Genomic DNA, 20,930 nt, shown 5'->3' with positions numbered 1-20,930 from the left:
TAAGCGCCGTACCCTGTGGGAGCGAGCTTGCTCGCGATAGCGGTGGGTCAGTCACCATCAATGTCGACTGTAACGACCTCATCGCGAGCAAGCTCGCTCCCACAGTTTTTGCTATTGCGGTTTGCGATAGCTATTGATGATCGCCGAGAAGTCGTTGCCACCTTCCCCACGCAAACTCATCGCCTGATACAGCTGCTGTGCCACCGCGCCAAGCACCACCGGCTGGTGCGCCTGACGCGCCGCTTCAGTGGCCAGCCCCAGATCCTTGAGCATCAGTTCGGCCCCGAAGCCGCCGGTGTAGCCGCGCGACGCCGGTGCTGTTTCGACGATGCCCGGCCACGGGTTGTACATCTCCGAACTCCAGCAACGCCCGGTGGAGCTGTTGATGATGCCCGCGAGCACCTTGGTGTCGATGCCCAGCGCATCACCCAGCGCCATGGCTTCGCTGACGCCGACCATGGAAATCCCCAGCAGCAGGTTGTTGCAGATTTTAGCGATTTGACCGGTGCCGACCTCACCACAATGGACGATGTTACGGCCCATTTGCGCCAGTACCGGTTGCAGGGTAGCGAACAGTTCAGGCGTGGCGCCGACCATGAAGGTCAGGGTCCCGGCGGCTGCACCACCGGTACCGCCAGAGACCGGCGCATCGGCCATGGTCACGCCCTGTTTGGCAGCGGCGGCGGCCACGTCCCGCGCGGTCTGCGGGTCGATGGTGCTGCAATCGACGGCCGGTACGCCTTTGCCGATACCGGCGAGCACACCATTTTCACCCAGCCACACACTGCGCACATGCACCGCGGCAGGCAGCATGGTGATGACCAGTTCGGCGCCCTCCGCCGCTTCACGGGCCGAGGCACTGATACTGCCGCCCAGCTGTTCCAGCTCCGCCAGCACAGCCTTGTTCAGGTCTACCAGGCGCAGCGCATGGCCGGCCTTGATCAGGTTGCGCGCCATCGGCGCGCCCATGTTGCCCAGACCGATAAAAGCGATTTTCATGTCCGGCTCCTTATCGCAGATTGATTGTGGTGTTCACACCGTCGTTGACGCTGTTGTCGTCGAACCAGCGGCTGGTGACGGTCTTGGTCTGAGTGTAGAACTGCACCACTTGCTTGCCGTACGGACCGAGGTCGCCGAGCTTGGAGCCGCGCGAGCCGGTAAAGCTGAAGAACGGGACCGGCACCGGGATCGGGATGTTGATGCCGACCTGGCCGACATCGATCTCGCTCTGGAATTTACGTGCCGCCGCACCGCTCTGGGTGAACAGGCCCGTGCCGTTGCCGAACGGGTTGGCGTTGACCAGGGCGATGGCCTCGTCGAGGGTGGCGACTTCCAGCACCACCAGCACCGGGCCGAAGATTTCCTGGGTGTAGATCTGCATGTCGGTGGTCACGCCGGAGAACAGGGTCGGGCCGACAAAGTTGCCCTTCTCGTAGCCCGGAACCGAGATTTCGCGACCGTCCAGCTCCAGCTTGGCGCCTTCCTTGATGCCGCTTTCGATCAGGTCGAGAATCCGCGCCTTGGCTTTCTTCGAAATCACTGGACCGACATCGGTGCCCGGCTCGCTGCCGGCATTGACCTTGAGTTTTTGCGCCAGCGCCTTGAGGTCCGGCAGCCATTGCTTGGCCGCACCCACCAGCACCACCACCGAGGTGGCCATGCAGCGTTGACCGGCAGCACCGAAGCCGGCACCCACCAGCGCATTCAGCGCTTGTTCGCGATTGGCGTCCGGCAGCACCACGGCGTGGTTCTTGGCGCCCATCATCGATTGCACGCGCTTGCCGTGTTTACCGGCCAGGTCATAGACATGAGTACCGACGGCGGTCGAGCCGACAAAGGAAACCGCCTTGATGTCCTTGTGGGTGCAGAGCCCGTCCACCACATCCTTGCCGCCATGCACGACGTTGAGCACGCCGGCCGGAATGCCCGCCTCGATCGCCAGCTCTACCAGGAGCATGGTCGACATCGGGTCCTGTTCCGACGGCTTGAGCACGAAGGTGTTGCCGCAGGCGATGGCCATCGGGAACATCCACAGCGGAATCATCGCCGGGAAGTTGAACGGGGTAATACCCGCGCACACGCCGATCGGCTGGCGCAGGGTGTAAGTGTCGACGCCACCGGCGACGTTTTCAGCGAATTCGCCCATTTGCAGGCTGCCGATGGAGCAGGCGTGCTCGACCACTTCCAGGCCACGGAAAATATCGCCTTCGGCGTCGGCAATGGTCTTGCCCTGCTCGGCGCTCAGGACCGCGGCGATGCGCTTGGAGTGCTCGCGAATCAGCGCCTGGAGCTTGAGCATGATGCGCATCCGCGCGCCGATGGGTGTCAACTTCCAGGTCTGGAAAGCACGATGAGCGGCGCTGATGGCGGCGTCGACTTCTTCGGCGGTGGCAAACGGCACTTTGGCCAGCACTTGCTGGGTCGCCGGGTTGACGATGTCGTGCCATTCGGTGGACTTGGACTCGACCCATTCGCCGTCGATCAACAGTTTGACCTTTTGCACGGTGGTGTCATTGGGCGTGAGCGATGCGTTCATGTGAGTCTCCGGATCTTTGTTGTTATCTTGGGAGCCAGGGCGAAAGGGTCGCCCTGAGATGAGCTGTTTGTCGCGAATTGGTTCTCGGACTGTTTTTGGAGTATAGATGTGCAAACTTCTGATAAGAACGCACATAAAAACCGGTCCAACATGCAAAAAAACATCACCTCCCTCGGTTCGCTGAACTGGGATGACCTCAAGTTTTTCCTTGAAGTCGCCCGCACCCGCAAGGCCAGCACCGCGGCCAAGCGCCTGGCGGTGGACTACACCACGGTGTCGCGGCGCATCAGTTCGCTGGAAACGGCGCTGGGCACCTTGCTGTTCGAGAAGTCCCGGACCAACGGCTTTGTCCTGACTGCCGAAGGCCAGCGGTTGATGGGGTATGCCGAATCGATCGAAAGCACCTTGCACATGGCGTGCGAGCAGGTTTCCGGGTCCGGCGTGGCGCTGTCCGGTCATGTGCGCATGGGCTGCACCGAAGGCTTCGGCAGCTTTTTCATCACGCCGCAGTTGAGCCACTTCGTCGACACCTACCCGGCGATCTCGGTGGACATCCTGCCGCTGCCGCACTTCATCAGCCTGTCCAAGCGCGAGGCCGACATCGTCATCGCCCTGGAGCGTCCGGAGCATGGCCCGTACGTCTGCTGCAAACTGTGCGACTACCGGTTGCAGCTGTACGCGACCCAGGATTATCTCGACAACCACCCGGCCATCCGCCGCCCGGCAGACCTGGCGAAACATTCGTTTATCAGTTACGTCGACGACCTGGCGTTCAGCTCGGAGCTGTTGTACCTGGCCAACGTACTGCCCGGTGCCAGCGCCAACCTGCGCAGCACCAGCGTGATCGCCCAGTTCGTGGCGGCGCAGCAAGGACGCTCACTGGCGATCCTGCCGTGCTTCCTCGCCACTCAAGACCCACGCCTGCTGCCGGTGTTGCCACAGGAAATCAACATCACCCGACAGTTCTGGATGTACTGCCGGGAGGACCTCAGGAAGCTCAAGCGGATCACCCTGTTGTGGGATTACATCCGCCAGGTCACCGAGCAGAATCAGGGCCTGTTGATGGGCGAAAGCCGGGAGATGTTGTTTGCCGACTGAAGATTTGAAGGAATCAGGTAGCGGCACCGTAATGAGGTCAGCAGGTTAAAGCCCACGCGAGGGCTCCCATGATGGGGGCGTCTGCCCCCCCCATCTGTCGGTCAAACGATGTTCAACGCCTTGAGAACCACCAGCGATTGCTCGGCAAACGCTTCGGCCTGTTCAGTCAGTTCGGCGATATTCTCTTCTGCCGTGGTCAACGGCTGATTGTCCTTGATGAGGACTTCGCCTTGTTCGGCGAGAACGCCCCACGCCAGCTGTGCCCATTCAGCCGGATGTTTTCTGCCTTGCTTGATGGATATCAGGAACAGCAGCTGGAAGCGGCTGACCGGCACGCCGCCGCCCGTTACCGGACTGGCCAGGATCTGGATTTTGTTACTGAGCAGCGCACGTTTGCAAAGCTGCAGATTGAGGGTGTTGCAGCGCGCCTGCACCAGTTTCTCGGCCACTTCGCTCTGGCACGGTGCTGCAGCGCCCATCCCGATCAATACGGTGATGGCCTGCACCAGATCGTCATAAGGCATCGAGGGCACGGCCACGGCCAACTGGCGCAACGTTTTCGGTGCATAGGCGTTGGCCGTCAGCGCTTCGAGTACGGGGCCATAGACCTCTGCCTGCAGCGTCGCTTCGCCGGCAGGCCCCCTGACGGTGTCAGATATGCTTTCTGCCGCCTGCAACAGGACAAAGCGCGTGTTGTACATACCCTGGCGCTGTTCAGCGGCGGACAGTCGGTTGGCGCCGCGCACGTACAGATCTCGACGGAACTGCTGGTTGACGAAGTAGTCGCGCGCTTGTTCACGCATGACCGGGTGCTCGATTCCTTCCAGGAAGTCCATGCCTTCTGCGCTCAAGTTGAGCGGGGCCACCGAGTCCAGAGGGACAGCCGTCGTGGCGTAGTCGAGTTTGGCGGGGGCCAGGGCATCGACCACGTCGGTGAAATACATGCAGTTCCAGTCGCGGTTGAAGTATTCATGGGCGACGTACTGGCGATCCTGGCCTTTGATGCCCTGGAGCTTGTCGTTCAGGTTCGGTACCGCGCTGGCGTAGTTGGGATTGGCCGCCAGCAGCGTTTCGGAGAATTGCAGTGCGGCCTCGATACGCTGGTCCGGGCGAACGCAGGTGTTCGTGGCGAAGCGGTCGTGCAGCCTGAACAGATGACGCAAGGGCGCCGACGGCGACCAGCCGGGAAAGCAGTTGTAGCTTATGTACAGCAGGCCACCGGGTTTGAGGTGACGACGGGCGAACTCGACGATAAGTTTCTGATTGTCGCGGCTGACCCAGGTCCAGATGCCATGCAGGCTGATGCTGTCGAATTGTGGCAAGTCGTCGCGGGCAAGCAATTGCTCGAAGCTGTCGTCATACAGCCGCGCATCGCTGTTCCAGGCAGTCGCCAGTGCATTGGCATGGGCTGCCTGGCCTGGGTGGAAATCCGTACCTATGTAGGCCCCTGGGTTGGCGGCGGCATGGATATTGATCGAGACACCCTGGCCAAATCCCAATTCGCAGTGATAGCCGTCGGTCGTCTCAAGACTGGCAAAACCGCGCAACAACAAGCAATAGCGCTGGAAGACTGGATTGATTTCCCGGCTGTAGCTGTAGGTGTAGCCCTCGTCCGTAAAATACCCTTCGTTCCAGGCGTCGCTCATGCTTGTTTCCCTTTATTTCGAGAGTGAAAAGTTGCTCTTATAAGGGGTAGCTCTTGCGCACTACAAGCAATAAAAAACGTGTGAACAACTTTTCGTGTCTACGCCAGGCTGTAGCCGTTGCGGCCACAGATGGTACAGATTGAGCGTGAACGATAGGGACGCCCTTGGCTTGCATGAGGGAGGCTAGCGCGTCCGCATATCCAGCTCACCAAGAGCCGCTCGCCAATTAGTCGGAGCTAACGCCGATGGCGACCCGGCAATTCTCGGTGCGTCGGTGTGGCCATCGACCCGCTCTCGCTCGATACCCACACCGAGCAGCGCCTTGCCGACGCGCTCTGTCATCCTGACAGCCACCTTCATGCAGGGATACTCTTGGACCGAAGCGAAAGGATGCCGCAACGACTGCACAGCGAGGAAATGCCAGCGAGGCCACGTACTACGCCGCCTCTGGCAACTTCCTACAATCGCTCACTGACCTTTCAGCCTGTCGGCTCACTGCCGTCCTTCAGTTCCAGCATCAGCCCGCTCAAGCGCTTGACCCGGCGTTTCACCGCCTCTTCAAATACGCCTGCGCGCGATTCGATCAGGGTGAACCAGTCCTTGGCCCGGGTAATCCCGGTGTAGATCAATTCCTTGGTGAGGACCGGATTCAAGGCGTCAGGAAGAATCAACGCGGTGTGCGCGAACTCCGAGCCTTGGGATTTATGCACAGTCATGGCGTACACGGTTTCGACATCATTCAGACGGCTTGGCAGGACAAATCGCACACCGCCCTGACCGTCATTGCGTGGGAACGCCACACGCAAAACCTGTTTTCCGTGGCCCTCCTGCTCCGGGAGTTTGAGGGCGATGCCAATATCGCCGTTCATCAAGCCCAGCCCGTAATCGTTGCGAGTCATCAGCACGGGGCGACCTTCGTACCACTGCTGGTCGCTGTCGATCAGGCGTGCCCTGAGCAAGGCGTCCGTCACCCGCTGGTTCAGGCCCTCCACACCCCACGGCCCCTTGCGCACGGCACATAACAGCTGGAACGCGTCAAAGGCTTGCAACACCTCCCGGGCCCAGTCAGTCCAGCTCGAATCTTCCAGCGGGCTGTCGAGTGGTGGCCGCTGTTTACGCAGCAAGGTCAGGTAATGCCGATAACCCTGCGGCCCCTCACCATGGCCTTCGAGCAGCAAACGCTCCAGGGTCCGGTCTTGCTCGCCCTTGAGGGACAAGCCATACACATCGTCATGGCTTCGCGCAGACAACAACTTGCGGGCTTCTTCCGGTTGCTGCTGGTTGACCCAACGAGCGAGCTGACCAATGCCACTGCCCTCACCGAATCGCCGGGAATGGCGCAACATCACCACCTGTTGGGCCAGTGGATGAGCGCCCTGCGTATCCTCCTGCAATCCGCCGGCCTGCAGGTTTTCGCCGCTGACGACTTCCAGCCACTGGCGTGTCTGCGGGCTGTACCAGCCAGCCTCCGCGTCACGACACAGATCCCCCAGTACCGCACCGGCTTCTACCGAAGCCAACTGATCCTTGTCACCCAACAGCACGAGGCGTGCATGGGCCGGCAAGGCGTCGAGCAGATTGGCCATCATTTCCAGGTCGATCATCGAGGCCTCGTCCACCACCAGCACATCCAGCGGCAGGCGATTGCCCGCGTGGTGCCGGAAATGACGTGTCCCGGGCCGACTGCCCAGCAGCCGGTGAACGGTGGTGACATCCGACGGGATTTTCTCGCGTATTGCTTCGCTGACCTTCAGGGTCCGGACTTGCTGGCTGATGGACTCTGTCAGACGCGCCGCAGCCTTGCCGGTCGGTGCGGCGAGGCGAATGCGCAATGGCATGCCGGCCTCGACCGCCGGTGCCTGGAGCAACGCCAGCAAGCGCACGACGGTGGTGGTCTTGCCGGTTCCCGGCCCCCCCGTCACGATGCTGAAGGCGCTGCGCGTCGCCAGGGCGCAGGCGAGCTTCTGCCAGTCGATCACTTCACCCGGCCGGGCAGGCCCAAACAAACCGGTGAGGCGCTGGAGCAGGTCGTTCGGCGTGGACTCGTGCTCCGCCAGACGCTCGCGCAGCGAAAGGTCGATCCGCCGCTCGTAGGCCCAATAGCGGCGCAGGTACAAGCGTTTGCCCGACAACACCAAAGGTCGGTCACGCACGTTGTCACGGCTGTCAGCAGCCAGGGCGACCAGGTTGCTGGCGGCCAGCACCTTGCACCAATGAGCACCGTCCAGCGATCCGAGCAATTGCGACGGCAACAGCATGGCGCCGCCTTGCACATCACCTTCGGGTGGTAATGACAGGGCGAAGTCCGGCTCTTTCAGTGTCTCGAACAGGTCGAGGCAGACATGCCCGTGGCCCAACTGGTGGCTGGTCAACGCGGCTGCCAGCAAGACCAACGGATCATCCTCCGGCGCCAGCTCATGCAGAAACGCCACAAAGGCTTTGTCCAGCGCGCGCAGCCAGCCACGTTCGACCCAGCGCGTGAGCAGCAACAGCAAATCGTCGGCACGACTCAGCGGCGCGAGTTCGGCCAGGCTTTCGGCTGCCAGCGATGTCGGCAGCAAATCGGCGAATGAGCGATTCATAACAGTACTCCCTGTTCCCAGGCGGGCTCGGCCTTGGGCTCTGGCTTGCCCTGGAACAGCCTGTCCAGACGCTCGATGAGTTCTCTTGGCGGACGGGTGAAAAACACCCCCTGGCTGGCCGCACGCGTACCCCGCAGGAACAGGTACAACGCACCGCCGACATGCCGGTCGTAGTCGTAATCGGCGAGCCGCGCCTTGAGCTGGCGATGCAGGGCCAACAGGTACAACACGTATTGCAGGTCATAGCGGTTGTCGAGAATCGATTGCTCCATGGCCGCCACGGTGTAGGCCGCATCATCGGCGCCAAGCCAGTTGGATTTGTAGTCGGCAACGTAATAGCGGCCGTCGTGTTCGAACGTCAGGTCGATGAAGCCCTTGAACATGCCGTTGAGCAGCACCGGTTCGGCGGCCACCCGGGCCACGCCGTCATGGGTGTACTGGCACACCAGCGCATCGAGCTTGAGTACATCGACCTTATGGCTGGCGAACCAGAATTCCATCTCGACCTGGTATTGCGTCAACTGCCCGAATATCACCGGCGCCTGATCGGCACCCATTTGAAACGGCGACTTGAGCAGATGCTGCAGCCAGTCACTCAGCGTGGTGATCCAGCCCTCCCAGCCTCGGCGATTGCAGCGTCGCGCAATGGCGTCGATCACCTCCTGGGATGTCGCGGCAAACCCCTCGCCCCCCGCCCATTCGAGCAGACCATGGAGGAAGGTGCCGGGGTTCGGGCCGCGTGGGAAGCGATGGATATCGCCGCCGCTGGCCGCCACTTCCCTGGGAGCCTGCGGGTCGAGACGTTCGTCATCGAACAGTTTTTGCGCCTGCGGACTCTCCGGCGCCTCGTCCGTGCCGATACTCAGGGTGTCGCCAATGCGCAATGCGCTGTAAGAGGCGATCCACCAGTTTTCACTGGCCTTGCGTTTCGGGATCAGCGGAGCCAGCAGCGCCGCGTCGTTTTGCGGTGGCAGGTAATGCTCTGTTGTCGCGTCAGGCATCTGGGCATAGGCCAGCGCCGGGCAGTCCTGTTGCAGGTCGCGCAACCACTGCTGCAACGCCGGGGAGTCGGCCAATGGTGCACCGCCCCCCAACAGATAACCCAAGGCCGACAGATGCAGCACCGAACCATTGTTGTTGCCGCGCTTGAGGTCAGCCACCCCCAGCCAGCAGGCGTGTTGCGCCCGGGTCAGGGCGACATAGAGCAAGCGCAGATCCTCGGCCAGACGCTCATCGTCGGCCAGGGCAATCAATTCTGGCGTCGGCTTCAACGTGACCTGGGCATTGCCTGATTCATCGTGGTAGTGCAACGGCAGGCGGCTGCCATCCACCGGTTTCGCCGAGCAAATGAACGGCAGGAACACCAAGGGGTATTCAAGGCCTTTGGACTTGTGGATGGTCACGACCTTGACCAGTTGCTCATCACTTTCCAGCCGCAGGATCTGCTCCTCGCCCGCCTGCCCGGACAACGCCAGATGCTCGGACAAATGCCGGATCAGCGCTTGTTCGCCATCGAGTTCGGCGGCGGCCTGTTGCAGCAATTCGGACAGGTGCAGGAGGTTCGTCAAGACCCGCTCGCCGTCACTGCGGGCGATCAACGCCTGGGGCAGGCGGAAGTCGTGCAGCAAACGGCGCAGCATCGGCAAAACACCCTGCTTGCGCCAGACTTCGCGATAGCCACGGAACTGCATGACCCGGGACTCCCAGGCCAATTCGTCCTGATTCAAGCGCTCCAGCTCGGTCAACGAAAGGTTCAAGGTGATGCTGGCCAACGCGGCCCGCAGCGGGCGCTCGACATCCGGCTCGGCGCAGGCCTTGAGCCAGGTCAGCACGTCATGCGCCTCCTGGGCGGCGAACACCGAGTCCTTGTCCGACAGGTAGACACTGCGCACGCCCCGTGCAGCCAATTCGCCACGCACCGCCTGCGCTTCCTTGCCATCGCGCACCAGGATGGCGATGTCCGCCGGCAGCAGGCCCCTGAAGGCTTTGCCGTCCTGGGTGAATCCCGCTTGCCCCTGCTGCCCGCCATTGAGCAATGCCGTGATTTCACTGGCGCAGGCCGCCGCCAGATGTTGCCGGTACACCGCACCGGACAATGGTTGTTCGGCCGCCAAGTGCCAGATATTCAAGGCCGGGACAGGCTGATTATTGATTTGCAGCACTTCTTTGCGGCCCTGGGAGGCCACCGGCATGAACGGAACCGGGTTGGCGCCATTCGGTTCCCGAAAGAGGAATGCGCCCCGTCCCGACTCCCGTGCTTCGGCACGCTCGAACACATGGTTCACCGCGTTGACCATGCCATGGCTTGAGCGGAAGTTGGTGCCCAGGGTGTGCAATCGGCCGGTGGTGGCCTGGCGGGCGCGCAGGTAGGTATGGATGTCGGCACCGCGAAAAGCATAGATCGCCTGTTTCGGGTCGCCGATCAGGAACAGGCCGCACTCGGGGCTGTTCTCTTCAATGCGGTAGATGCTCTCGAAGATCCGGTATTGCACCGGGTCGGTGTCCTGGAACTCATCGATAAGGGCGACCGGAAACTGTTCACGAATCAGGGTGGCCAGCCGCTCGCCGCCATCGGACTGCAAGGCCGCATCAAGGCGCAGCAACATGTCATCGAAGCCCATTTCCGCACGACGGCGTTTCTCTTCTTCGAATCGTGCCCCGACCCAGCGGGCGGCATGTTGCAGCACGGCGGCATCGGGCGTTGGCAACCCGTCGAGACAGGCCTTGAGACCGGCCATCGCATCGAGCCCCGGATGTCGAGGTGCATCGCCCTTCCAGGCTTCGGCCATGCCATCAGGGGTCAGGCGCGTGAAACCGGTGCCGATATCCAGTTGCTCAAGGGATTCGTCTTCGGCCCAGGCTTTGATTTTTTCGAACCAGGGCTCGAAATAGCGTGCCTGCATCTTGCGACCGTCGACAGCCTTACTGGCAACGCCCTCGTGGCAGATGGCAAGCAACTCGTCCGCCCACCGCAGCCAGGGCCTCTTGAGTTCGGTCAGGGCGGCGCGGCGCTCTTGCAAGCATTGCGAAATTATCTCGGCGGGCTCTTTGCCTTGAAGCGTATCGCGCTCACTGGCAAACAGCGCACGAATCCGCGGCAGCAGCGCCGCCGGACCGCCCCAATTGCTGCGCACCCAATTCAGCGCATCACCTTGCATCGGGTAGCAGAACAGCCGCCAGTAATCGCGCAGGACCTCCCCCAGCAAATCGCTGTGGTCGGTTTCCAGGGTCTGGGTAAACAGGCTGCCGCTGTCGAAGGCGTGCTCGCGCAACATGCGCTGGCACCAACTGTGGATAGTCGACACTGCTGCCTCGTCCATCCATTGGGCGGCGATATCCAGGCGGTTTGCGCATCCGGGCCATTGCTCGGGCAAGTACTGATCACGCAGCTCGGCAATCAGGCTGTCGGGGGCAGGCGTTTCATCGCGGAAAAAGCGTGCGGCCTCGGCGAGTCGCGTGCGAATGCGTTCTCGCAACTCTTTAGTGGCGGCGTCGGTAAAGGTCACGACGAGGATTTGCGGCGGCAACAGTTCGCGTCCGAAGCCGCTGCCTTCCCCGCCATTGCCCAGCACCAGGCGCAGGTACAGCGCGGAAATGGTGAAGGTCTTGCCGGTCCCCGCGCTGGCTTCGATCAGTTGACTGCCACGCAGCGGGAAGGCCAGGGCCAGAGGTGTCTTTGTACTCATCAACGCGACTCCTCGCTGTACAGTGAACGCCAGGGTGCTTCAAGCAGCGGGCGATAGAGCGCATCACACCAGTCGGGGAAGGTTTCATCGGCGCTCAGGGCATCGTAATCGGCGAACTGGCGTGCAAGTGCCGGACTTTCGCGTCGCTCTCCGTCCGTCGTCTGCCCGTCCCCTTCATAGGCCTTGCGCGCCGCGGCCGCGGCTTTGACCGGGTCGGTTTGCCCCAGCCACGCAAAAGCGGTCTTGACCGCGATCGGCAGAGGCTGGCGCATACCCGACTGCCAGGCCATCAACAGGTCACCGAGAATTTTCCGTGCCGTGGACTCGTCCATCGGTGCGAGCAACAGGCTGTCGTCGCTGGCTACCAGCGCGGTGGTCAACGCCATGCCACTGGCACAGGCCACCAGATGCGTGAGCCACGGGCGCGTCAGTCGATGCCATTTGCGCGATTTGATCGAGCCGATACTGTTGGGGATCGTCGTGACAGACAGCAAACCACCATCAGCGCGCTGATGCAGACCGCTGAGCCAGCCCTCGACGTGCAGGCCTTGCAGTTCAAGATTGACGGGCAACGCACTGCTGAGCGGTGTCGGCCACAAAGCCAGGAGCTGTTGGTGGCGTTGCAGCAAGTCGGGCAATGGTTCGATCAATTCACGTTGTAGGCACTCACCGAAACCGGCCATGGGCAGCAGCCCGCTGTTTTGCAGGCGTTTGGCCTGATCCTCTAGTGCCTGTCCGGTATTTCCCGGATCTGCCAGCGCCGCTTCGAGCAAACGATCGCTGAGGCTGTAACGCTGCAGTGCATCCAGGACAAAAGGCTCTTCATCGGCCAACGGCACTTCAGCCGCCTCGAAGAAGACTTTCAGTCGCTGGCTGAAAAAGTGCCGTACCGGATTGCGCAGGAAATCCTGCAGCTGACCGAGGCTGAGGGGTTCGTCCTGAACGTGAGCCTCAAGCACTTCGGCGCTCGCCTGTTGCTCTGCCGCTTGATGAAGGACCTGCCATTCGGTGGCGTAGCTGAACGACTCATCCCCTTCGTGAAAGTAGCGGGCGCTGAAAGGCTGCAAGGGGTGTTCCCGGGTCATGGCTTCAAGCAGATCCTCGCCACTTTGTGCCAATCGCCAACCGCTGGCCAGGTGGTCACGCAACTGGCCGATCAATACCGACGCCGGCCTCTCGCTATTGTCGCGGATGCTGCGGCCCACCCAACTGATGTAGAGCTGATCGCGAGCCGACAACAAGGCCTCCAGTAGCAGGTAACGGTCATCTTCGCGTCGGGAGCGATCACCTGGCCGGTAATCACTGCCCATCAGATCGAAATCCAGCGGCGGTTGAGCACGCGGATAATCGCCGTCATTCATGCCCAGCAGGCAGACCAGCTTGAACGGGATAGCACGCATGGGCATCAAGGTGCAGAAGTTCACCGCACCGGCCAGAAAGCGTTGGGACAAACGGCCCTGGTCCAGGCCTGCAAGCCAGGCTTCACGGACGACCGTCAGCGGCAACTCGTCCTGCAAGCCGACGGATTCGCAGGTCTCGAGCCAGGTCTCACGCAGTTCTTCGAGCCGGGCCAGCAAGTAGTCATCGTGTTCGTTGCTGGCGAGGAAGAACAACTGCACCAACGCCTGCAAGCGCAAGCCCCATTGCCGCGGCGGTGCAGGCTGAGAGAGTTCATGGTGAGCCACTTCCAGCGCGTCCAGCAGCGCAACCAGCGGACCAATGAGCGCAGCGTCCAGACCACCGATCTCGTCGTAGGGCTCGATGCCCTCATAGGCATCGGCGCTGCCAACGGCATAACCGAGCAACATCCGTCGCAAACCGAAACGCCAGCTGTTTTGCTCCAGTTCATTGGGCAGCCCGAGTCCGGCACGTTGCTCGGCATTCATGCCCCAGCGAATGCCGGCACCTTCGATCCAGCGGTGCAGGGTCGGCAGGTCACGCTCCTCGACACCAAAGCGGGCGCGCAGTGCCGGGACGTCCAGCAGATCGAGAATCTCACTGACGGGGAATCGGCTGTCAGGCAACTTGAGCAGGTGCTCGACCGCAATCAGCAGTGGATCGCGACCACGCTGGCCCTGGTCAGCCAGCGTAAACGGAATGAAGCGCGGGTCCTGACGGTCGAGTTGGCCAAACACGGCACGAATATGCGGGGCGTAGCTGTCGATGTCCGGGACCATCACGATGATGTCCCGGGGGCGCAATGCCGGATCGGCACTGAAGCGCGCGAGCAGTTGATCGTGGAGAATCTCGACTTCTCGCTGGGCGCTGTGGGCAATGTGAAAACGGATCGATTCGTCCGTCTGCAGATCGATGGCCGGCCAGCGCTCCCGAGTCTCGTTGAGGGGACGCAACTCGAGGATGTCATCCTGCAACTGGTTGAGCACATTCAGCGGCTGACCGTCACTGAACAGGTCGATGCGCCCGTCACGAAATGCGGAGCGATAGCTGTTGGGATCGTCGTAACTGTCGAGCAGGTTGATATAGTCCCGCCCCTGTTTACCCCAGGCAGCCAGCAGCGGGTGAGCATGCTGGTGCAGGGTTTGCGGATCGATCACTACCGGCATGCCGCTCTTGCGGGCCTGACGCTTGTATTGATGGCGCAACAGGTCTTTATCGGCGACGATGTCCGCCCAATGGTGACGACACGGGTTGTGTACGCACAGCAGGACCTGACTGAATCGTGCCAGCCCCGCCAGTGCTTCCAGGGCTTGGGCAGGCAGCGAAGAAATCCCGAAAACGATCACTCGCGAGGGCAATCCCTGGGGAGCTGTTTCGAGGTTGTTGATGCGTTCGACGAATCGCTGATGGACCCCGGCACGGCTTTGCGCCATGCCTTGCTCTCCGACATCCAGCAAGAGTGCACGCCATAACTCTGCCTGCCAGCAATTGGCCGGCGTCAGGGCTTTGGCCTCGCCCCTGGCGCTTCTTGTCTGATGTCGACCTTCTGCCCAGTCTTCAAGCCAGTCGGCCCGATAGACCTGGTACTGGTCGAACAGGTCCGCCAGACGCTCAGCCAGTTGATAGCGTTTGCGCAGATCGGTGTCATGGGTCAGGAAGCGCTGCAGCGGCTCGAAGTGTGGCTGGTTGATCAACTGCGGCAGCAGGCGCATCAATCGCCAGGTCAGTGGGGCTTTATCGAGCAGGGACTTGGCCGGAATTTCGTCGCGCCCAAGGACCATGCGATAGAGCTGCCACATGAAACTGCCGGGCAGCTGCACGTCGATGGCGGCGGCGATGCCGCAGCCGCCCATGTCGTCTTCTTCGGAATCTTCCGCCAGGGCCAGCTTCAACCATTGGGCAATGCCATTGCTTTGCACCAGCGCGATTTCATTCTCCAGGGGAGCCAGCGGGTAGCGCCGCATCCAACTGACCACCAGGCTGCGCAACTCGTCCAGGCGATTGCCGTGAACCACCATGAATCCAGCACTGAGGGACGTCGCGTCCGGCATAAGGCTTCCTTGGAAAATGCAAATTCGAGGGACGACTTTAGCATTTGTAGGAGCGAGCTCGCTCGCGAAGGTCGTCAACGATGACGCGGGTTGCCTGGGGTAACGCGGTGCGCTGAAGTTCTTCGTCGGAACGCCGCCCGGAGCAGGCTCGCTCCTACAGGGAACAGCGTTTGAGGTGTATGGAGGCGCAAAAACAAAACCCCAACTGCTTTCGCAATTGGGGTTTCGGAATTTAATCTTGACGATGACCTACTCTCACATGGGGAAACCCCACACTACCATCGGCGATGCATCGTTTCACTTCTGAGTTCGGGATGGGATCAGGTGGTTCCAACGCTCTATGGTCGTCAAGAAATTCGGGTACCGAGTCGTGACCAGTTGGCCTCGCTTCAGCAAATTGGGTATGTGACAGCTAGGTGTTTTGTGAGTCTTTCGAACTTTCGGTTCGTTTCGTCTTCACACACCGCAATCTGGTCTCTTTCGTCTTTTCAACTAGGAGCATCAAATTGCTTGGGTGTTATATGGTCAAGCCTCACGGGCAATTAGTATTGGTTAGCTCAACGCCTCACAGCGCTTACACACCCAACCTATCAACGTCGTAGTCTTCGACGGCCCTTCAGGGAACTCAAGGTTCCAGTGAGATCTCATCTTGAGGCAAGTTTCCCGCTTAGATGCTTTCAGCGGTTATCTTTTCCGAACATAGCTACCCGGCAATGCCACTGGCGTGACAACCGGAACACCAGAGGTTCGTCCACTCCGGTCCTCTCGTACTAGGAGCAGCCCCTCTCAAATCTCAAACGTCCACGGCAGATAGGGACCGAACTGTCTCACGACGTTCTAAACCCAGCTCGCGTACCACTTTAAATGGCGAACAGCCATACCCTTGGGACCGGCTTCAGCCCCAGGATGTGATGAGCCGACATCGAGGTGCCAAACACCGCCGTCGATATGAACTCTTGGGCGGTATCAGCCTGTTATCCCCGGAGTACCTTTTATCCGTTGAGCGATGGCCCTTCCATACAGAACCACCGGATCACTAAGACCTACTTTCGTACCTGCTCGACGTGTCTGTCTCGCAGTCAAGCGCGCTTTTGCCTTTATACTCTACGACCGATTTCCGACCGGTCTGAGCGCACCTTCGTACTCCTCCGTTACTCTTTAGGAGGAGACCGCCCCAGTCAAACTACCCACCATACACTGTCCTCGATCCGGATAACGGACCTGAGTTAGAACCTCAAAGTTGCCAGGGTGGTATTTCAAGGATGGCTCCACGCGAACTGGCGTCCACGCTTCAAAGCCTCCCACCTATCCTACACAAGCAAATTCAAAGTCCAGTGCAAAGCTATAGTAAAGGTTCACGGGGTCTTTCCGTCTAGCCGCGGATACACTGCATCTTCACAGCGATTTCAATTTCACTGAGTCTCGGGTGGAGACAGCGCCGCCATCGTTACGCCATTCGTGCAGGTCGGAACTTACCCGACAAGGAATTTCGCTACCTTAGGACCGTTATAGTTACGGCCGCCGTTTACCGGGGCTTCGATCAAGAGCTTCGCGTTAGCTAACCCCATCAATTAACCTTCCGGCACCGGGCAGGCGTCACACCCTATACGTCCACTTTCGTGTTTGCAGAGTGCTGTGTTTTTAATAAACAGTCGCAGCGGCCTGGTATCTTCGACCGGCGTGGGCTTACGGAGCAAGTCCTTCACCCTCACCGGCGCACCTTCTCCCGAAGTTACGGTGCCATTTTGCCTAGTTCCTTCACCCGAGTTCTCTCAAGCGCCTTGGTATTCTCTACCCAACCACCTGTGTCGGTTTGGGGTACGGTTCCTGGTTATCTGAAGCTTAGAAGCTTTTCTTGGAAGCATGGCATCAACCACTTCGTCACCTAAAAGGTAACTCGTCATCAGCTCTCGGCCTTAGAATCCCGGATTTACCTAAGATTCCAGCCTACCACCTTAAACTTGGACAACCAACGCCAAGCTGGCCTAGCCTTCTCCGTCCCTCCATCGCAATAACCAGAAGTACAGGAATATTAACCTGTTTTCCATCGACTACGCTTTTCAGCCTCGCCTTAGGGACCGACTAACCCTGCGTCGATTAACGTTGCGCAGGAAACCTTGGTCTTTCGGCGTGGGTGTTTTTCACACCCATTGTCGTTACTCATGTCAGCATTCGCACTTCTGATACCTCCAGCAAGCTTCTCAACTCACCTTCACAGGCTTACAGAACGCTCCTCTACCGCATCACCCGAAGGTGATACCCGTAGCTTCGGTGTATGGTTTGAGCCCCGTTACATCTTCCGCGCAGGCCGACTCGACTAGTGAGCTATTACGCTTTCTTTAAAGGGTGGCTGCTTCTAAGCCAACCTCCTAGCTGTCTAAGCCTTCCCACATCGTTTCCCACTTAACCATAACTTTGGGACCTTAGCTGACGGTCTGGGTTGTTTCCCTTTTCACGACGGACGTTAGCACCCGCCGTGTGTCTCCCATGCTCGGCACTTGTAGGTATTCGGAGTTTGCATCGGTTTGGTAAGTCGGGATGACCCCCTAGCCGAAACAGTGCTCTACCCCCTACAGTGATACATGAGGCGCTACCTAAATAGCTTTCGAGGAGAACCAGCTATCTCCGAGCTTGATTAGCCTTTCACTCCGATCCACAGGTCATCCGCTAACTTTTCAACGGTAGTCGGTTCGGTCCTCCAGTCAGTGTTACCTAACCTTCAACCTGCCCATGGATAGATCGCCCGGTTTCGGGTCTATTCCCAGCGACTAGACGCCCTATTAAGACTCGCTTTCGCTACGCCTCCCCTATTCGGTTAAGCTCGCCACTGAAAATAAGTCGCTGACCCATTATACAAAAGGTACGCAGTCACCCAACAAAGTGGGCTCCCACTGCTTGTACGCATACGGTTTCAGGATCTATTTCACTCCCCTCTCCGGGGTTCTTTTCGCCTTTCCCTCACGGTACTAGTTCACTATCGGTCAGTCAGTAGTATTTAGCCTTGGAGGATGGTCCCCCCATATTCAGACAAAGTTTCTCGTGCTCCGTCCTACTCGATTTCATTGATAAGAGATTTTCGCGTACAGGGCTATCACCCACTATGGCCGCACTTTCCAGAGCGTTCCGCTAATCTCAAATCAACTTAAGGGCTAGTCCCCGTTCGCTCGCCACTACTAAGGGAATCTCGGTTGATTTCTTTTCCTCAGGGTACTTAGATGTTTCAGTTCCCCTGGTTCGCCTCTTGCACCTATGTATTCAGTACAAGATAACCATCTTATGATGGCTGGGTTCCCCCATTCAGACATCTCCGGATCAAAGTCTGTTTGCCGACTCCCCGAAGCTTTTCGCAGGCTACCACGTCTTTCATCGCCTCTGACTGCCAAGGCATCCACCGTATGCGCTTCTTCACTTGACCATATAACCCCAAGCAATCTGGTTATACTGTGAAGACGACATTCGCCGAAAATTCGAATTTCTCAACTAAGAGAACTCACAAATTTTACCTTAGCCTGATCCGTTACCAGTGAAAGTAACGTTCAGTCTATCTTTCTATCACATACCCAAATTTTTAAAGAACGATCTAATCAAAAGACTAGAAATCAATATTCATTGCAGAATATTCATTTCTAAACTCTCAAACTTTCGAAGCAGTTAATGGTGGAGCCAAACGGGATCGAACCGTTGACCTCCTGCGTGCAAGGCAGGCGCTCTCCCAGCTGAGCTATGGCCCCATACAAAATTGGTGGGTCTGGGCAGATTCGAACTGCCGACCTCACCCTTATCAGGGGTGCGCTCTAACCAACTGAGCTACAGACCCAATTTCGAGCGCGTAACTGTTAGCGTTGAGCTATCAGCTTGGAGCTTAAAGCTGCTTCTATCGTCTTCTTCAATGAATCAAGCAATTCGTGTGGGAACTTATGGAGCAGCTGAGTCGTCGATTAAGGAGGTGATCCAGCCGCAGGTTCCCCTACGGCTACCTTGTTACGACTTCACCCCAGTCATGAATCACACCGTGGTAACCGTCCTCCCGAAGGTTAGACTAGCTACTTCTGGTGCAACCCACTCCCATGGTGTGACGGGCGGTGTGTACAAGGCCCGGGAACGTATTCACCGCGACATTCTGATTCGCGATTACTAGCGATTCCGACTTCACGCAGTCGAGTTGCAGACTGCGATCCGGACTACGATCGGTTTTGTGGGATTAGCTCCACCTCGCGGCTTGGCAACCCTCTGTACCGACCATTGTAGCACGTGTGTAGCCCAGGCCGTAAGGGCCATGATGACTTGACGTCATCCCCACCTTCCTCCGGTTTGTCACCGGCAGTCTCCTTAGAGTGCCCACCATAACGTGCTGGTAACTAAGGACAAGGGTTGCGCTCGTTACGGGACTTAACCCAACATCTCACGACACGAGCTGACGACAGCCATGCAGCACCTGTCTCAATGTTCCCGAAGGCACCAATCCATCTCTGGAAAGTTCATTGGATGTCAAGGCCTGGTAAGGTTCTTCGCGTTGCTTCGAATTAAACCACATGCTCCACCGCTTGTGCGGGCCCCCGTCAATTCATTTGAGTTTTAACCTTGCGGCCGTACTCCCCAGGCGGTCAACTTAATGCGTTAGCTGCGCCACTAAGAGCTCAAGGCTCCCAACGGCTAGTTGACATCGTTTACGGCGTGGACTACCAGGGTATCTAATCCTGTTTGCTCCCCACGCTTTCGCACCTCAGTGTCAGTATCAGTCCAGGTGGTCGCCTTCGCCACTGGTGTTCCTTCCTATATCTACGCATTTCACCGCTACACAGGAAATTCCACCACCCTCTACCATACTCTAGCTTGTCAGTTTTGAATGCAGTTCCCAGGTTGAGCCCGGGGCTTTCACATCCAACTTAACAAACCACCTACGCGCGCTTTACGCCCAGTAATTCCGATTAACGCTTGCACCCTCTGTATTACCGCGGCTGCTGGCACAGAGTTAGCCGGTGCTTATTCTGTCGGTAACGTCAAAACACTAACGTATTAGGTTAATGCCCTTCCTCCCAACTTAAAGTGCTTTACAATCCGAAGACCTTCTTCACACACGCGGCATGGCTGGATCAGGCTTTCGCCCATTGTCCAATATTCCCCACTGCTGCCTCCCGTAGGAGTCTGGACCGTGTCTCAGTTCCAGTGTGACTGATCATCCTCTCAGACCAGTTACGGATCGTCGCCTTGGTGAGCCATTACCTCACCAACTAGCTAATCCGACCTAGGCTCATCTGATAGCGCAAGGCCCGAAGGTCCCCTGCTTTCTCCCGTAGGACGTATGCGGTATTAGCGTTCCTTTCGAAACGTTGCCCCCCACTACCAGGCAGATTCCTAGGCATTACTCACCCGTCCGCCGCTGAATCAGAGAGCAAGCTCTCTTCATCCGCTCGACTTGCATGTGTTAGGCCTGCCGCCAGCGTTCAATCTGAGCCATGATCAAACTCTTCAGTTCAAACATCTTTGGGTTTTGAGAAAACCCTAAACTTGGCTCAGCAATCGTTGGTTACATCTTTGATTTCTCGCGGAGTAACTTGTGATGCTGATAATCTGTTGACTAGCAGTCTGACTCCACAAGCACCCACACGAATTGCTTGATTCAGTTGTTAAAGAGCGGTTGGTTAAGATCTTTCGTCTCAACCGAGGCGCGCATTCTACAGCAGCCTCATTTGCTGTCAAGTGATTTTTTAAGAAGTTTTCAAGGAATCCTTAACAACTTCAACCACTTGCGCTTTCGATCTCTCGTCAGCGGGAGGCGAATTCTACAGCGTTACTCGCTGCTGTCAACACCTCTTTTTCAACTTCCTTTATGCTTCGATGAACTGAAGCAACCCGCTGCCGAAAACTGCGTAACTCTTTGTTTTCCAAGGAGTTTTCCGTTTCGACTGCGCCGGAAGTGGGGCGAATTATAG

At 58.7% G+C, this 20,930-nt stretch carries 7 protein-coding genes, 2 tRNA genes, 3 rRNA genes and 1 pseudogene; 1 reads left to right on the top strand and 12 read right to left on the bottom strand.

Annotated elements, in window-relative coordinates; genetic code table 11:
- Positions 1 to 111: 111 nt before the first annotated feature.
- Positions 112 to 999 carry a 3-hydroxyisobutyrate dehydrogenase gene (gene mmsB, locus ACXX83_RS00065; protein ID WP_126049136.1) on the bottom strand — a complete coding sequence of 296 codons (888 nt, stop codon included), beginning with the start codon at positions 997 to 999 and terminating at the stop codon, positions 112 to 114.
- A gap of 10 nt (positions 1,000 to 1,009) precedes the next feature.
- On the bottom strand, positions 1,010 to 2,536 hold the full coding sequence (locus ACXX83_RS00060; RefSeq protein ID WP_015093354.1) for a CoA-acylating methylmalonate-semialdehyde dehydrogenase: 1,527 nt from the start codon (positions 2,534 to 2,536) through the stop codon (positions 1,010 to 1,012).
- Positions 2,537 to 2,686: 150 nt separating this feature from the next.
- On the opposite strand from ACXX83_RS00060, the gene ACXX83_RS00055 reads away from it, so the two are divergent.
- Positions 2,687 to 3,634: a LysR family transcriptional regulator gene (locus ACXX83_RS00055; RefSeq protein ID WP_104450826.1), complete on the top strand. Its 948-nt coding sequence runs from the start codon at positions 2,687 to 2,689 to the stop codon at positions 3,632 to 3,634.
- 101 nt (positions 3,635 to 3,735) lie between these two features.
- Here ACXX83_RS00055 and ACXX83_RS00050 read toward each other — a convergent pair whose 3' ends face one another.
- From ACXX83_RS00050 to ACXX83_RS00005, 10 genes and pseudogenes are all read right to left on the bottom strand, one after another.
- Positions 3,736 to 5,280: a methyltransferase regulatory domain-containing protein gene (locus tag ACXX83_RS00050; RefSeq protein WP_458547289.1), complete on the bottom strand. Its 1,545-nt coding sequence runs from the start codon at positions 5,278 to 5,280 to the stop codon at positions 3,736 to 3,738.
- Positions 5,281 to 5,547: 267 nt separating this feature from the next.
- A pseudogene (locus ACXX83_RS00045) lies at positions 5,548 to 5,613 on the bottom strand (OmpA family protein); the annotation flags it as partial.
- Between the two features lie 146 nt (positions 5,614 to 5,759).
- Positions 5,760 to 7,862 (bottom strand): exodeoxyribonuclease V subunit alpha, encoded by a 2,103-nt coding sequence (gene recD, locus ACXX83_RS00040; RefSeq protein ID WP_458547287.1) that lies wholly within the window; start codon positions 7,860 to 7,862, stop codon positions 5,760 to 5,762.
- Positions 7,859 to 11,548 carry an exodeoxyribonuclease V subunit beta gene (recB, locus tag ACXX83_RS00035; RefSeq protein ID WP_458547285.1) on the bottom strand — a complete coding sequence of 1,230 codons (3,690 nt, stop codon included), beginning with the start codon at positions 11,546 to 11,548 and terminating at the stop codon, positions 7,859 to 7,861. Before recB ends, recD begins: the two co-directional genes overlap by 4 nt.
- The gene (recC, locus tag ACXX83_RS00030; RefSeq protein ID WP_458547283.1) at positions 11,548 to 14,997 is read right to left on the bottom strand and encodes an exodeoxyribonuclease V subunit gamma; all 3,450 of its coding nucleotides are present in this window, start codon (positions 14,995 to 14,997) and stop codon (positions 11,548 to 11,550) included. The genes recB and recC overlap by 1 nt, the downstream gene beginning before the upstream one ends.
- A gap of 236 nt (positions 14,998 to 15,233) precedes the next feature.
- Positions 15,234 to 15,349, bottom strand: a 5S ribosomal RNA gene (rrf, locus tag ACXX83_RS00025).
- Positions 15,350 to 15,518: 169 nt separating this feature from the next.
- Positions 15,519 to 18,412 (bottom strand): 23S ribosomal RNA (locus ACXX83_RS00020).
- 240 nt (positions 18,413 to 18,652) lie between these two features.
- A tRNA-Ala gene (locus ACXX83_RS00015) sits at positions 18,653 to 18,728 on the bottom strand.
- Positions 18,729 to 18,737: 9 nt separating this feature from the next.
- Positions 18,738 to 18,814 (bottom strand) — tRNA-Ile (locus ACXX83_RS00010).
- Positions 18,815 to 18,936: 122 nt separating this feature from the next.
- Positions 18,937 to 20,473, bottom strand: a 16S ribosomal RNA gene (locus ACXX83_RS00005).
- Together the 16S, 23S and 5S rRNA genes with 2 tRNA genes alongside form the textbook arrangement of a ribosomal RNA operon.
- Between the last annotated feature and the right edge of the window lie 457 nt (positions 20,474 to 20,930).

The sequence above is a fragment of the Pseudomonas sp. GNP012 genome (assembly GCF_054343835.1).
Note: the sequence above shows the minus strand (reverse complement) of the source record. Positions and strands in the feature narration are given on the sequence as shown.

Coding starts and splice junctions, on each gene's coding strand:
- mmsB (WP_126049136.1), bottom strand. CDS start 999: ATGAAAATCGCTTTTATCGGTCTGGGCAACATGGGCGCGCCGATGGCG.
- recD (WP_458547287.1), bottom strand. CDS start 7,862: ATGAATCGCTCATTCGCCGATTTGCTGCCGACATCGCTGGCAGCCGAA.
- ACXX83_RS00050 (WP_458547289.1), bottom strand. CDS start 5,280: ATGAGCGACGCCTGGAACGAAGGGTATTTTACGGACGAGGGCTACACC.
- ACXX83_RS00055 (WP_104450826.1), top strand. CDS start 2,687: ATGCAAAAAAACATCACCTCCCTCGGTTCGCTGAACTGGGATGACCTC.
- recB (WP_458547285.1), bottom strand. CDS start 11,548: ATGAGTACAAAGACACCTCTGGCCCTGGCCTTCCCGCTGCGTGGCAGT.
- ACXX83_RS00060 (WP_015093354.1), bottom strand. CDS start 2,536: ATGAACGCATCGCTCACGCCCAATGACACCACCGTGCAAAAGGTCAAA.
- recC (WP_458547283.1), bottom strand. CDS start 14,997: ATGCCGGACGCGACGTCCCTCAGTGCTGGATTCATGGTGGTTCACGGC.